The 14408-nt window shown below is 71.1% G+C and carries 10 protein-coding genes; 4 read left to right on the plus strand and 6 right to left on the minus strand.

Annotated features, from left to right (window positions below; all coding sequences use genetic code 11):
* Positions 1-2: 2 nt before the first annotated feature.
* From K1Y72_RS24330 to K1Y72_RS24350, 5 genes are read right to left on the minus strand one after another with little or no spacing between them, the layout of a single operon-like run.
* Positions 3-1457, minus strand: coding sequence for a hypothetical protein (locus K1Y72_RS24330; RefSeq protein ID WP_220168751.1), 1455 nt, complete (start codon positions 1455-1457; stop codon positions 3-5).
* Complete coding sequence (locus K1Y72_RS24335; RefSeq protein WP_220168752.1) at positions 1457-2461, minus strand: protein phosphatase 2C domain-containing protein; 1005 nt, start codon at positions 2459-2461, stop codon at positions 1457-1459. The genes K1Y72_RS24330 and K1Y72_RS24335 overlap by 1 nt, the downstream gene beginning before the upstream one ends.
* 2 nt (positions 2462-2463) lie before the next feature.
* Positions 2464-3180, minus strand: coding sequence for a vWA domain-containing protein (locus tag K1Y72_RS24340; RefSeq protein ID WP_220168753.1), 717 nt, complete (start codon positions 3178-3180; stop codon positions 2464-2466).
* Entirely contained in the window at positions 3177-3692 is a 516-nt protein-coding gene (locus K1Y72_RS24345; protein ID WP_220168754.1) for a hypothetical protein, read from the minus strand. The genes K1Y72_RS24340 and K1Y72_RS24345 overlap by 4 nt, the downstream gene beginning before the upstream one ends.
* Positions 3689-5218: a hypothetical protein gene (locus tag K1Y72_RS24350; RefSeq protein ID WP_220168755.1), complete on the minus strand. Its 1530-nt coding sequence runs from the start codon at positions 5216-5218 to the stop codon at positions 3689-3691. The genes K1Y72_RS24345 and K1Y72_RS24350 overlap by 4 nt, the downstream gene beginning before the upstream one ends.
* A gap of 421 nt (positions 5219-5639) precedes the next feature.
* On the opposite strand from K1Y72_RS24350, the gene drmD reads away from it, so the two are divergent.
* Both drmD and K1Y72_RS24360 read left to right on the plus strand, forming a co-directional pair.
* Positions 5640-8756: a DISARM system SNF2-like helicase DrmD gene (gene drmD / locus K1Y72_RS24355; protein WP_220168757.1), complete on the plus strand. Its 3117-nt coding sequence runs from the start codon at positions 5640-5642 to the stop codon at positions 8754-8756.
* A 2-nt stretch (positions 8757-8758) separates the two neighbouring features.
* Positions 8759-12826: an Eco57I restriction-modification methylase domain-containing protein gene (locus K1Y72_RS24360; protein WP_220168759.1), complete on the plus strand. Its 4068-nt coding sequence runs from the start codon at positions 8759-8761 to the stop codon at positions 12824-12826.
* Here K1Y72_RS24360 and K1Y72_RS24365 read toward each other — a convergent pair.
* Complete coding sequence (locus tag K1Y72_RS24365; protein ID WP_220168761.1) at positions 12823-13218, minus strand: ATP-binding protein; 396 nt, start codon at positions 13216-13218, stop codon at positions 12823-12825. The two genes, K1Y72_RS24360 and K1Y72_RS24365, sit on opposite strands and share 4 nt — an antisense overlap.
* 153 nt (positions 13219-13371) lie before the next feature.
* Here K1Y72_RS24365 and K1Y72_RS24370 point away from each other — a divergent pair, with 153 nt between their 5' ends.
* Positions 13372-14184: a helix-turn-helix domain-containing protein gene (locus tag K1Y72_RS24370; RefSeq protein ID WP_220168764.1), complete on the plus strand. Its 813-nt coding sequence runs from the start codon at positions 13372-13374 to the stop codon at positions 14182-14184.
* On the plus strand, positions 14184-14375 hold the full coding sequence (locus K1Y72_RS24375) for a DUF397 domain-containing protein (RefSeq protein WP_220168766.1): 192 nt from the start codon (positions 14184-14186) through the stop codon (positions 14373-14375). The genes K1Y72_RS24370 and K1Y72_RS24375 overlap by 1 nt, the downstream gene beginning before the upstream one ends.
* The last annotated feature ends 33 nt before the right edge of the window (positions 14376-14408 follow it).

The following is a 14408-nucleotide window of genomic DNA, read 5'->3' on the forward strand; positions in this document are numbered from 1 at the left end:
GCTCAGCCCTCCTCTTCCAGGAACTGCTCCCGGAGCAGCAGCGGGTCCATTTCCACCGTCCGGCGGTCGTCGATCAGGCGCAGCACCGGCTCGTCGTCGGCGTTGAGCAGCCGGCAGGCGGCGCTGACCAGGAGCGGCACGCGGCCTTCGGGCTCGCCGAGGGCGGCGGCGAGGGCCTTGACGGCCAGCCGTCCCCGGCCGGCGCCGAGCGCGTCGATGAGGGCGGCGACCTGCGCGTCGCTGATCGGCACCCGCTGGGGCCCGGCCCGCTGGTCGGCATAGGCGGCGGACGCGACGACCCGGCCGCCGAGCGACCCGGCGGCGGGCGCCGTGGACGGCGCCGCGGGGGGCGCCGGCAGCGGAACGGCGGGCTTCTTCTCCAGCGCGATCTTTGGCGCGGGCGTCGGCGCGGGCCTGGGCGCGGGCTTCGGCACCTGCCGCCGTAGCGGCTGCGGCGCCGGGACGGCGGCGCGCCCCGCCCGGGCCGGCGCCGGGCCCGGGGCGGGCACGGTCGAGCGGCCGGCGCCCCGGGCGGGCTCGCCGAGCGGCGCCAGCGGCAGCACCGGTTCGGGGACGCGCACGACCACCGGGCGGGGGATCGCGATGCGCTTGCGGCCTTCCAGCGCCGCCGCCCACTCCTGGACGGTCGGCCGCGTGCCCACCGGCCCGGCGGCCCGCTTCCACAGTTCGGCCAGCGGCCGCAGGAGGCGCTCCTCCAGCGGCCCGAACGGTGCGAGCTCGTCGCCGGGGCGCAGGTGCTTCTCCCGCGTCAGGACCCGGCCGACCAGCAGGGCGGTCTTGTAGCGGTCGGTGTCCAGGTCGGGGCCGGACGCCCGCTGGAGGGGGTCGTTCCAGTCGGGGGAGTGCGCCTGCGGCAGGACGGGGGCGCTGCCGTGCCGGCGGGTGCCGTCGCAGTCCAGCAGGTGGACGCGGTAGGGGGCGCCCGGCCGCCACAGCAGGTTCCGGGAGGAGATGTCGCCGAGGATCAGGCCGCGGCCGTGGAAGAAGCCGATCAGTTCGACCGCCCGCCGGGCGATCTCCACGCGGCCGGCGATGTCGGGCTGGTGCAGGTGCTTCCAGGCCCAGTTGGGCGTGTGGGTCAGGTACTGGAGTTCGATCAGCCTGTTCTTGCCGCCGATGGGGACGCGGAGGTCGGCGGGCACCTCGGGCATGAGGAAACCGGTGACGGCTCCGTTGTGCACGACCCGTGCGAGCGGCCAGGCGCAATGGTCCAGCAGCGCCCGCTCGGCGGGCGGCAGCGAGCGGCCGAAGTCGATCAGGTCGGCGAGGGCGGCGGCGTCGACCCTGGGGGCCCAGTGCGCGACGTACTCCTTGTAGACCAGGCGTTCGGCGCCGGGCACGCGGGTGATGACGCCCTGCCCGCCTTCGCCGAGCGGGGCGGTCTCCAGGGGGAGGGACGCGCGCGGGCGGTCCAGGGGGTGCGGGACGAGCGGCATCACACCGCCCAGACGCAGATGGCGGTTCGGTCGTCGTCGTGGGTGCGGGCGCGGAAGCTGAACTGCCAGTGGAACTCCGGCAGCGACGGCGGTTCGGGGCGGCTCCACCAGTCGGCGAGGCGGCGGCGCACCTCGTCGCCGCGCATGGGGCGCTCCAGCCCGTCGGTGCACAGCACGAGCAGGTCGCCGGGTCGCAGGACGAGGTCGGCGACCTGGACGTCGGGGGCTTTGGCGGGGAGCGCGGCGGTCGCCGAGGTGGCGACGGCGGTGTCGGGGTCGGTGGGGAAGCAGGAGGTCCAATCGTCGTTGCGCAGGTAGAGGGCGGTGCTGTCGCCGACGCGCGCGAGCCGGGCCAGTGCGGTGCCGTCCTCGCGGCGCCGGACGCCGCCGGCGACCAGCGTCGTCGCCAGGTCCTCGCCGTCCACGCCGACCCATACGGCGTATTCGCGCAGGTTGTGGCTGACGTGGTGGACGAGCGCCGCGGCCGCCTTGGCGGGCTCGGCGGCGTCCATGAACGCGGGCACGTGCCGGCTCGCCTCCTGGACGGCGCGGTCCGAGCCGACGTGGGACAGGGGGCGGCTGCCGAGGCCGTCGGCGACGCACAGGACGACGCCGTCCTCGCCGAGCGGCCGGAGCTTCATGGAGTCCTGGCGGAGGGTGCCCTGGTAGCGGTGGGCGTCGCCGCGGACGGACGCCGCGCGCACGACGAGGCCGGGCAGTTCGGCGCCGTCGATCTCGCTGTCGGGCCGGACGGCGTCCAGCTTGGGATGGGGGGCGGCGGGCGGCCGCCCCGGCGCGGAGCGGAGCCGCGACGGGCGTCCGATGACCAGCGGCGGGGGGACGTCGGCGGCGGGGGCGGCGTCGCCGGGCGGCGCGCTCGGCCGTTCCGCGCCGGCCTGCCGCACGGCCCCGGCCGCCCCGACCGCCCCGATCTCTTCGACCGGCTGGACCGGTCCGCTCGGCCGGACGGAGTCCACCGGCCGGTCCGTTTCGCTGCGCTCCATGTCTAGACCGGTTCCGCGTCGAGGGTGGCGTACCCGGCGGCCTGCTGGGGGAACGACAGGGTGGCGCCGCCGTCGGCCTTGGACGCCGACGCGACCGCGGACTGCACGATGGAGTTGAGCAGTTGCTTGGCGAACTCGCTGAGCGCCTCGCTCGGGCTGATGTCGCTCTTGGCGACGAAGGCGCGGAAGGTCGCGATCTGGCGGAGGACCTTGGTGTCGGCCTCGTTGGCGGCGTCCAGGCCGCCGAAGCCGAAGGCCAGGATGTGGGGGCGGGCGCGGAACCCGGGGTCGGTGAGCCGCTGGTGGGCCCGCGGCCAGTCGGCGGGGTCGGTGGGCAGCCCGTCGGTGAGGAAGAACACCGTGGGCCGGTAGGGGACGTGGCCGGCCTGCTTGAGGGCGCGGACGTCGTCGTCGATGGTCCGGCGCAGCAGGTCGAAGGCGGCGGCGTAGCTGGTGGCGCTGCGGCCGCTGATCTGCGGGAGCGTCTGCACGTCGTTGAGGTCGGCGAGCGGCTGGAGCACCTCGGCGGTGCTGCTGAAGCCGATGATGCCGAGGCGGGCCCGATCGGCGACGATGGGGTTGCTGGCGATCTCCTGGTAGATGGTGGGGATCTGGGCGTTGATGTCGTCGATGGGGGACCGGCCGGTCGCGGGGTCGGCGGTGGTCATCGAGTAGGACTCGTCGCAGACCAGGTAGAAGGGCAGGACTTGCTCGCTCATCGGGTTCCTTGGGCTCGGGGGGAGGTCGGGCAGCCGTCGGAGACGAAGTAGATCTCCAGCGAGACGGTGCCGTCCGGGGACGACAGGTCGTGGAAGTTGCGGAACGCCGCGGTGCGGAAGGTCGCCGGGTCGGTCTTGGCGAGGGCCTTGTTGACGCGGGCGGCGAGCCGCTCGCCGGGTCCGGCGCCGCCCGCCGCGCCGAAGGTCAGCACCATGCCGGCGTGGCGGCCGCGCACGGTGGCGGCGTGCGGGCGCATGGCCTTGGCGACCTGGGCGGCGAGCCGGTCGGCGGACGCGCCGGCGGAGACGGTGAAGGTTAGCTTGGCGGGCTTGGCCTTGACGCCGCCGAGCCGGGTCGCGCACGGACTGGGGGAGGGCGCGGCGCCGGCGGCGGGGTCGTCGTCGGGCGGGGCCTGCGCGCCGAGCATGACGATGGTGAGGCCGAGCAGCAGGTCGGCGAACAGCCAGCCGCCGAGGAGGGCGGAGACGCCGAGGACGCGCGGGCGGCTCACCGGGAGGGCTCGGCGGGTCCGGCGGCCGGCTCGCCGGCGCGTTCGGCGGTCCGTTCGACGGCCCGCTGGAGGCGGGCGACGGCGTCGCGGAGGGCGGCGACCTCGGCGGTGGCGGTGTCGCGGGCGGCGGCGAGGGCGTCCGCGGCGGCGGAGATGCGGGCGAGTTCGGCGCCGGTGGCGGTCCGGACGGCGTCGGGGATGCCGGCGACGCCCGCGGACAGGGCTTGCGGGAGCGCGTCCAGGGCCTGGTGGGTGGTCTCCAGGAGCCGGGCGGTGCGGCCGGCGGTGTCGGAGACCAGTTCGATCCGGGAGGCGTGCGCTCCGGCGGTGTCGGCCCAGTCGCCGAGCGCGGCGCCGACCTCCTGGCCGGTGGTGCCGAACGCGGCCTCCAGGGAGCGGGCGGAGCCGGTGACGGCGCCGGCGAGCCGCTCGCCGGCGTCGGCCAGGGAGGCGTCGGCGCGGGCGACCATCGCGCTGATGTCGGCGGCGGCGCCGACCAGCTCGCCGACCCGCGCCTTCAGGTCGGTGACGCTGTCCTGGACGGCGCGGCCGGTGGTGGCGGCGGCGTCGTCCATGGCCTCGCGCAGCCGCGCGGTGGCGTCGGTGAGGGTGTCGCCGAGGCGGCCGCCGGCGAGGGTGACGGCCTCGTCGGTCTTCTCGCCGACCTGGTCGAAGGCGTAGACGGAGCGGTCGACGGCTTGGACGAGGTCGCCGGTCGCGGCGGTGACCGTCCTCAGGAGGTCGCCGACGGCTGCCGTGCCGCCGGTGACCCGCTCGGCGCTGTCGCGCAGGGCGGCGGTGACGGCGTCGGCCCGTTCCACGGTCCCTTCCAGGGACTTCAGGACGTCGTCCTGGTGGGAGCGGACGGTCTCGCCGATCCGCCCGAACTCCTCGGCGGTGCGGGTCAGCTCCTCCTGGAAGCGGGCGGGCGCCGACAGGCGGACCTGGCCGAGGTGCAGCGCGGCGGAGGTGAGGGCCGTCCGGAGCCGGGACCGCAGGGCCTGCTCCTCGTGCTCGGCGCGCTCCTCGGCGGAGCGCAGCAGGATCCGTTCGGTGACGGTGAGCACCATCAGCAGGCCGATGCCCGTCAGCGTCATCATGGCGATGCTGTCGAAGCGCGCCCAGCCGGCGAGCCGCCCGCCGAACCCCTGCTGCCACAGTTCCAGGAAGGGGCGGCGGGCGATGTCGGTGCCCGACGCGGCGATGGCCTCGCCGTAGGCGCCGGTGGCCTGGGTGAGGCCGAACCAGGTGATGGCGATGGGGACGAAGACCAGGACCGGCAGCACCACGTCGATGCCGCGCAGGACCCAGCGGCGCGTCTTCCTGTCGGTCGGGGCGCGGCGGCCCGCGGGGCGGTCGGCCGTGTCGGGCGGGAAGGCGGCGAACACGTCGATCTCGCACCAGCGTTCGGCGGCGCCGCGGTCGGTCATGGCCGCGGCGAGGTCGCGGAGCTGGTCGGCGCGGGCGGCGAGCAGGGGGTCGGCGGCGAGCTCGGTGAGCTCGCCGGCGGTTTCCTCGTCGGTCACTGAGGACGGGGTCCTTTCCGGCAGGTGCGCGCACGGGGTCGGGCGTGCGGAGTCGAGGGGAGGACCTCGGGGAAGTCGGAAGGCGGCCGCGGGGCCGGCCGGACCGCGGCGACGAACGCGTCCCGCGCGCGGATCTGGACTGCACCATAAAGGTGTTTGTTGACGGAATCAACCAGTCCGGTGGAAAGCGGGTGTCCTTCCGCCCGGTGTCCGGGCACCGGACCGGCGGAGACGTCCATGACCATAGCCCTTGCTCGATAGGCTCTCCGGCGGAGGAACCGGCCCGCCCGTCCCGGCTTCCTGTGAACTCGATAGACGGGCGGAGTGGCCGTGGACGTAGCGGACATGTGGCGCTACGCTACCTTCTTCGCCGCATGTTGACCAGGTGTCCCGTGCCGTTCACGTCGGGTAGAGGAGAACCGTGCCGCCTACAGTGACCGTCGAACGTCCCGCGCCCGGAGCGCTCGTGCAGGTGCGGGGGCAGCGGTGGGTCGTCGGGTCGGTCGACGACCGGGGGTCCAGCGCGCTGGTCACGCTGCAGAGCGTGGAGGACGGCCGGTACGGCGACACGCTGTCGGTGGTGTGGGAGATCGAGCCGGGCCGGCGGCTGCTGCCGAGCGGGTCGCTGCCCGGGGTCGCGGCGGGCGGGTTCGACCCGCCGGGGCGGCTCGCGGCGTTCCTGGACGCGGTGCGGTGGGGCGCGGTCGCCTCCGCCGACGTCAAGACGCTCCAGGCGCCGTTCCGGTCGGGCGTCGCGATCGAGGACTACCAGCTCGAACCGGTCGCGCGCGCCATGGACGCCCCGCGCGTCAACCTGCTGCTCGCCGACGACGTCGGCCTCGGCAAGACCATCGAGGCGGGCCTGGTCGCGCAGGAGCTGCTGCTGCGCCAGCGCGCCCGGCGCGTCCTCATCGTGTGCCCGGCGGGCCTGACGGTGAAGTGGCGCGACGAGATGGCCGAGAAGTTCGGCCTGGACTTCACCGTCATCGACTCCGAGCGCTGCGCCGAGGTCCGCCGCACCCACGGCAGCGCCGCCAACCCCTTCGAGGTGCACCGCCTGGCGATCGTGTCGCTGCCGTGGCTGCGCGGCGCCAAGGCGCAGCGGCTGCTCGACGAGGTGCTGCCGCCCGACGGGCCGACCTATCCGCGCACCTTCGACCTGCTGATCCTGGACGAGGCCCACCACGTCGCGCCGGCCGCGCCGAAGCAGGTCTACGCCGTGGACTCCCAGCAGACCAAGCTGATCCGCCGCCTCGCGCCGCACTTCACGCACCGGCTGTTCCTGTCGGCGACGCCGCACAACGGCTACCAGGAGAGCTTCACCGCCCTGCTGGAGATCCTGGACGATCAGCGCTTCGTCCGCGGCATGCGGCCCGACGCCGCCGCCGTCCGCGACATCGTGGTGCGGCGCCTGAAGACCCAGCTGGTGGACGCCGGCGGCGCGCCGCGCTTCGCCGCCCGCGACGCCCGGGAGATCCCGGTCGTCTACCCCGAGGACGAGCGCGAGATCCACGGCCTGCTGCGGGAGTTCACCGAGGCGCGGCGCCGCCGCCTGAAGGCCGGCAAGGGCCGCAAGGCCGCCGACCTGGTGACGCTGCTGCTGAAGAAGCGCCTGTTCTCCAGCCCCGCGGCGTTCGAGCGCACCGTCTCGGTCTACATGAAGACCCTCGCGTCGGGTTCCCGGCCGGCGCTCGCGCCCGAGGACGCCTTCCTGGAGGACTTCTTCGACGACGTCGCCACCCTCGACGACGAGGCCCTGGACGCCGCCGAGACCGACGCGCTCACCCTCACCGGCCCGCTGGTCGAGCGCGAGGCCGACGAGCTGGCGCTGCTCGGCCGCATGCACGCGTGGGCGGAGCAGCACGAGGCCCAGCCCGACGCCAAGGCCCGCGAGCTCGTCACCTACCTGAAGTCGGTGTGCCTGGCGGGCGCCGACTGGACCAACGAGCGCGTCATCGTGTTCACCGAGTACCGCGACACCAAGGACTGGCTGCGCGAGCTGCTGCGCACCGAGGGCTTCGGCGCGGACCGCGTCGCCGAGCTCGACGGGTCCATGGGCGCCGACGAGCGCGAGCGGCTGCGGCTGGCGTTCCAGAAGTCGCCCGCCGAGCACCCGGTGCGGGTGCTGCTCGCCACCGACGCCGCCAGCGAGGGCATCGACCTGCAGAACCACTGCCACCGGCTGGTCAACTACGACATCCCGTTCAACCCCAACAAGCTGGAGCAGCGCATCGGCCGCATCGACCGCTACGGCCAGCGCCGCACCCCCGAGATCCGCCACTTCGTCGGCACCGGCTGGGAGCGCGCCGACGAGTTCTCCTACGAGGCCGACCTGGAGTTCCTGTCGCGGATCGCCAAGCGCGTCGCGCGGGTCCGCGACGATCTCGGCCCGGTCAACGCCGTCCTCGCCGACGCCGTGCAGCGCCGCCTGCTCGGCCAGCGGGTCGACGTGGACGCCGAGGCCGCCGGCGCGACCGCCCGCGGCGCCCGCGCCGGCCGCGTCCCCGCCGAGAGCGACATCGGCGACCAGGTCCGCCGCCTGCACACCAACCTGGACGACACCGTCCGCGAGCTCCACATCACCCCCGGCAGCGTCAAGCGCGTCGTGGACACCGCCCTGGAACTGGCCCGCCAGCAGCCCCTCAAGGACGCGATCGACCCCGATCCGGGCGTCTACGACGTGCCGATCCTCACCGGCTCGTGGGCGCGCGCCTCGGCCGGGCTGCTGGAGAAGCTGCCCGAGAAGGGCAAGGCGCCCCGCCAGCTCCCGGTGACCTTCGACGCCCGCACCGTCAGGGACCGCGACGACGTCGTCCTCGCCCACCTCGGGCATCCGCTGGTGGCGATGTCGACGCGGCTGCTGCGCGCCGCCGTCTCCAACGAGCGCATCGACCTGAACCGCGTCGCCGCCGTCGTCAGCGACGACCCCGAGCTGGAGACGACGCTGCTCGCCGCCTACTCGCGGTTCGTGCTGGTCGGCGCGGACGGCGTCCGCCTGCACGAGGAGGTCCTGCACGCCGGCGGCTGGGCGCCCGCCGGCGGCCGGTTCCGCCGCTGGGAGAACGTCGGCGCGTTCGGCGCCCTCCTCGACCGCGCCCTGACGGCGGGCCGCCCCGCCACCCCGCGCACCGAGGAGCGTCTCGCCGACCGGTTCGAGGCGCTGCGCCCCGGCCTGGAGGCCGCCATCAAGTGGCGCGCCGACACCCGCCGCGCGTCGCTGGAGCGCAACCTCGTGCAGCGCAGCGAGGCCGAGTCCAAGCGCATCGTCGACAACCTCGCGCAGTTCTCCGCCTCGCTGCGCCGCCAGCTCGACAAGGGCGACGAGGCCGACACGCTGTTCGCCGAGATCCAGGCGCTCAGCCGCGAGGAGATCCGCCAGTACGAGCGCGACCGCCAGTCCTGGGAACGGCGCCTGGAGCGCCTCGACGACGAGCGCGACCAGGAGCTCCGGCAGATCAGGGCCCGGTACGCCGATCCGCGCTCGCACACCTTCCCCGTCGCCGTCGTGTTCGTCGTCCCGCAGCGAGAGGTGGTCTGACCATGGCCGCGACCCGTCCCCGCCGCCCGCGCGGCGGCCGTCCCGGCGGCGGCGACTTCGACCACGCCGACTGGCTGGGCCTGATCGACGTGTCCGGGCCGTTCCTCAGCGTCCCGGTGCTGCGCAACGCCTGGCCCGTGCTGGACACCCTCGACAAGCCGACCCGCGAGCAGCTCCGCCAAGCGCACACCGCACTGCCCGGCCGCCCCTGGATCGAGTACGTGCTCATCGACCTGCTCGGCTGGAAGGAGACGGTGCACTTCGACGGCCTGGCCGGCCTCGGCGTCCAGGTCCCCGAGCACGAGACCGAGGTCGTGCCGTCGTTCGCGCTGCTGGAGCCCGGCGCGCTCCCCGGCGAGGACGCCGGACCGGTGCGGCTCCTCGGCCTGATCAGCGACGGCCCGCCGACGCGCCGCGTCGCCGGCTCCGACTGGGCCGCCACGCCCGCCGACCGCCTCGCCCACCTGCTGCGCGCCCGTGACGTGCCGCTCGGCCTGGCCACCGACGGCCGCTGGTGGACGCTGGTGTGGGCACCGCGCGGCGGCGTCACCACCACGGCGGTGTTCGACGCGATCGGCTGGCACGAGGCGGCGGAGCGCATCGTCGTCAGCGCGTTCGTGTCGCTGCTGAGCCGGGAGCGGTTCTTCGGCGTGCCCGACGGGGAGACGCTGCCCGAGCTGCTGAAGGCCAGCCTGGACAACCAGGAGGACATCACCGAGGCCCTCGGCGTGCAGGTCCGCCAGGCCGTGGAGCTGCTCGTCGCCGCCATCGGCCGCGCCCACACCGAGGACCGCGCCCGCGGCGGCGCGGGCATCGGGGACGTCCCCGCGCACGAGGTCTACCGCGGCGCCGTCGCGGTGATGATGCGGATCGTGTTCCTGCTGTTCGCCGAGGAGCGGGGCCTGCTGCCCGCCGACAAGCCGCTGTTCCGCGAGGCGTACTCGGCGGGCCTGCTGTTCACCGAGCTGGAGGAGCGCGCCCGCAGCGGCAGCGAGGACGAGCTGGACCGCACCTACGACGGCTGGCACCGCCTGCTGGCCCTGTTCAACGCGGTGTACTACGGCGTCGAGCACCCCGAGATGCCGATGCACGCCCACGACGGGTCCATCTTCGATCCGGACACGTACGCCTGGCTGCCGCATGGCATCGACGACCGGACCGTCCTGCACATGCTCAAGGCCGTGCAGACCGTCGAGATCGGGACGGGCCGCTCCCGCGAGCGCCGCAAGCTGTCGTTCCGCGCCCTGGACGTCGAGCAGATCGGCTACGTGTACGAGGGCCTGCTCGCGTTCGAGGGCCTGTACGCGGACGAGACGGTGGTGGGTCTCGTCGGCAAGGCCGGCTTCGAGGAGGAGGTCAAGCTCAGCCACCTGGAGGCCCTCGCCGCCGAGGCCGCCGGGGACGCCCCGGCGCTCGCGGCCCGCCTCGCCACGGACTACAAGTCGTCGGGGATCGGCTCGGCGAAGGCGATCGAGAAGCGCCTCGCGGAGTTGAAGGGCGCGGACGCGACCGAGGCCCGCCGCAAGCTGTACGCGGTGACGGGTGGGGACCACGAGCTGACCGAGCGGATCATGCCGTTCCACGGCCTGCTCCGGACCGATCTGCGTGACCAGCCGCTCGTCATCCTCACGGACGCGCTGTACGTGACGGAGTCGTCGCTGCGCAAGACGACGGGGACGCACTACACGCCCAAGTGGCTCGCGGAGGAGGTCGTGGAAGGCGCCCTGGAGCCGCTCGTGTATGCGCCGGGACCGCTCCAGACGGCCGACAAGGAGCAGTGGAAGCCCAAGAGCTCGGCCGAGATCCTGGGCTTGAAGGTCGCCGACATCGCCATGGGCTCGGCGGCGTTCCTGGTCGCGGCCTGCCGTTACCTGGCCGGACACCTGGTCAATGCCTGGGAGCGCGAGGACGACCCGCGCGCGGCCGGCTACGGCGGCCGGGCCGAGGGCCTCGAACCGGCCGACCTGGACACCGACCCCGTGGTGATCGAGGCCCGCCGCGCCATCATCGAGCACTGCCTTTACGGGGCGGACATCAACGAGATGGCCGTGGAGATGGCGAAGCTGTCTTTGTGGCTGGTCTCTATGGACCCGCACCGCCCGTTCACGTTCCTGGACGACCGGCTCGTGGTCGGTGACTCGCTGCTCGGCATCACCTCACTTGAGCAGCTCGAAGTCATGCACATGGACCCGGTACGCGGCCGGAAGCTTCAGGAAAAGGAGCACGAGGCGCAGGAAGCGCTCGTCACATTGACAGCAGGAGTGCGAGAACTGGCCCGCGAGGTGGCCGAACGCCGCCGCGTCCTTGCCGAGGTCGAGGGCAGGACGCTGGAGTCACTGCGCGTCAAGCGATCCATGCTTGAGCGCATCAACAAGAAGGCTGAGGACGCGTGTTTCCTCGCAGACCTGACGGTGGGCGCTGCGCTCGCCTTCGCGAGCAAGGGCGCGTCTGGCTTCAACGACGCGTCCGGGCGTGCTGTCCAAACGGCATTGAAATTCACTTCTGGCGAGGAGACCGGAGCGAAAGCGGCTCGTGAACAGGCGCGGTCGTGGCTCGCAACCGATCAACCGGTGAACGGCTTCGACCGCAAGCCCATTCACTGGCCGCTGGTCTATCCCGAGGTGATGGACAAGGGCGGCTTCGACGCCATCATCGGCAACCCTCCATTTCTGGGCGGCCAGAAGCTCACCGGCTCGCTGGGAACGGCCTACCGCGAATACCTTGTGGAGACGATCGGACACGGGGTGCGCGGGAGCGCCGACCTTGTTGCCTACTTCGTGCTCAAGGCACACGAGTTGCTGAACGCCGACGGCCAGACGGGCTTGATCGCGACCAACACTCTGGCGCAGGGTGACACGCGCGAAGTGGGATTGAACTGGCTGACGCAACATGGCACGTTCATCCGCCAAGCCGTGAAGTCGAAGCCCTGGCCGTCCCGAAGCGCCGTGCTGGAGTACAGTGCGGTGTGGACGAGCAAGGAGCTGATCAGCGGGAAGGCCGTTAGGATTGTTGACGGCGCGAAGGTAGAGGGGATCACTTCGTCCCTGGAGCCAGAATCGCGAGTCTCGGGCACAATTCATCGCCTCGCTGCTAGTGCAGATATTTCATTTCAGGGCTCTACTATCCTTGGTTTGGGTTTCACTATGGACCCGGAAGAGGGTGAAGCGCTTATTGGGCAGGATCGGCGTTATAGCGAGGTCCTGTTTCCCTATGTCAATGGTAGGGACTTGAACAGTAGTCCCAGTCTCTCGGCTTCCCGGTGGGTTGTCAATTTTCACGACTGGCCGGAGGATCGCGCCAAAAACTATCCCGCTTGCTACGATCGGGTGCTTAGGCTTGTTAAGCCAGAGCGCGACCTTAATAAAAGAGAGGCGCGGCGTGAGCGCTGGTGGCAGTTTGCAGAACGTGCGCCTCGCCTATACAAGCGCATTGCTAATTTGAAGCGAGTGATCGCTATTGCTCGCGTTAGCAAGACGGTGATGCCTGTTTTCGTGGATGCCCGGCAGGTCATCAGTGAGATGATTGTAGTTATTTCCGAGGACGATGCGGCACTGTTGGCTCTGTTGAGCAGTGCGCCGCACTATTGGTGGGCTATTTCTCGGGCTTCCTCGATGAAAGCCGACCTCCGCTACACGCCTTCCGATGTTTTTGAGACGCTGCCGTTGCCTGAATTGACGCAGGATATGCGGGATTTGGGGGAGCGGCTTGACAGTTTCCGGCGTGAGGTCATGATGGCGCGTCAGGCTGGGCTGACGAAGACGTACAACCTCATCCACGATCCAGACTGTGGCGACGCGGACATCGTGGAGCTGCGAGAGATCCACAAGTCTATTGATGAATCTGTATGCCGGGCCTATGGCTGGGATGACCTGATTCCGCAGCTTGCGCATGGTCACTACGACCTTGGTCGCGAGGCTCGATACACCGTTACGCCGATCATTCAGCGTGAACTTGTGGATCGACTGCTTGAGCTCAATCATGAACGGTATGCCGCTGAGGTAGCGGCTGGCCTGCATGACAAGAAGGGCAGCAAGAAGCGCCAGCAGGACGAGCAGGACGGTCTTTTCTAGTAGATCGCGCGAACGACCGGGTTGAGCCTGGCCCAGATCCACTTGCCGCCGTTGGGGTCGCGGGTGTAGCCGCATGAGGTGGAGAGAGCCTGCACGATGGGCAGGCCCCAGCCGCCGTTGGCGTCGTAGAGCTCTTCAGTGAGGTCGAGGTCTTCGAGGGCGAGCTCGATGATCGGCTTGGGCTTGGGCAGGTTCGGACTGGCGTCCCATACGGCGATCACGATGCCGTGGATGTCCCGGCTGAGCTGGAAGCGGATCTGCCGGCGCGGGGTGGCCTCGGCGGCGTTGGCCACGAGCTCGGCGACGATCTGTACCGCATCGCCGATGAGGTGAAAACAGTCCCATTTGCGTAGCCGCTGCTCGGTCAGCGTGCGCGCCAGGCCGGCGCTCACGGGAGATCCCAGTAGGGGAATGATCAGGTCGTCTGTCATCGTGGTCACCGTCCGCTACCGCCCTCGGTTCTGTTCACGGAACTCACCCCAAGAGTGACGCGCTGTGTTTAACCTTGCGCTGTACGGCAAAAAAAGCCAAACAGCGGAGGTGACATGCCGATCGTCCGGGAGCCCCTCGATCCCAAGATCTCCATGTGGCATTTTCTAGCCTTCTACCTGCGCTTTCTTCGGGAGAAGGAGGGGCTGTCGCTGGCCCAGTGCGGAAAGATCATCAACGTGGCTCGTTCGACTGTTTCGAACATGGAGGCCGGGCGCCAGCGGCCCCATCAAGATCAAATGCAGAAGCTTGATGCCGCATACGGGACGGGCCTGCTCTTTCAGCTTCTCCTCTGGTATGCCCGGATGGCTCACGATCCCGACTGGGGGCGCCAGTTCATCCATTACGAGGAGCAGGCATCCCTGATCAGGCTGTTTCATGGCCAGGTGATCCCGCTGGTCTTCCAGACTGATGCTTACACCTGGGAGTGCGTACGAGCCGGAACCTCGAAAGATCGCGAGATGGCCATGGCGCGCCGGTTGGCCCGCAAGCAGCAAGTTTTGGGGCGAGGCGACGACGTTGACATCTGGGTGCTGATCGATGAGGCGGCGCTAGCTCGTCCGGTAGGAGGCGGAAAGCTCATGAAACAGCAGGTTGAGCACTTGCTTGAGCTGGCGCAGAAGGAGAACGTGAGCCTCCGCATCGTTCCGTTCTCATCCGGGGCCCACCTGGGGGTCGACGGTTCGTTCGAGCTGGTAAGGGTTGGAGATCGCGAGATCGGCTACTCTGGAGCGCAGAACGGCGGCCGAGTGATCGAAAGCCCCGGTGAAGTCAGGGTCCTGGCAGATCTTTTCGATCGTATCGGGGCCAAGGCTAGCTCCGAGGGAGAGTCCCGAAACATCCTCAAACAGTATGCGGAGCGATACTGATGAAGATCACCTGGCGTAAGAGCTCGTACAGTGGCGGAGCTAACGACGAGCTCTGTGTTGAACTTGGGGCCATTGATTCCGGCATCGGGGTTCGGGACTCGAAGGATCCGGCTGCTGGGCACCTCGTGCTCTCCTCCAGCCAGTTCGCTGACCTTCTCGACCACGTCAGGCGCGGCGCACGGCGCGCATGAGTCGTCCGGTGGTCTGACGGGCCGTACCCGTGC

This window comes from Actinomadura parmotrematis (genome assembly GCF_019458805.1).
GTDB classification, from domain to species: Bacteria; Actinomycetota; Actinomycetes; order Streptosporangiales; family Streptosporangiaceae; genus Spirillospora; species Spirillospora parmotrematis.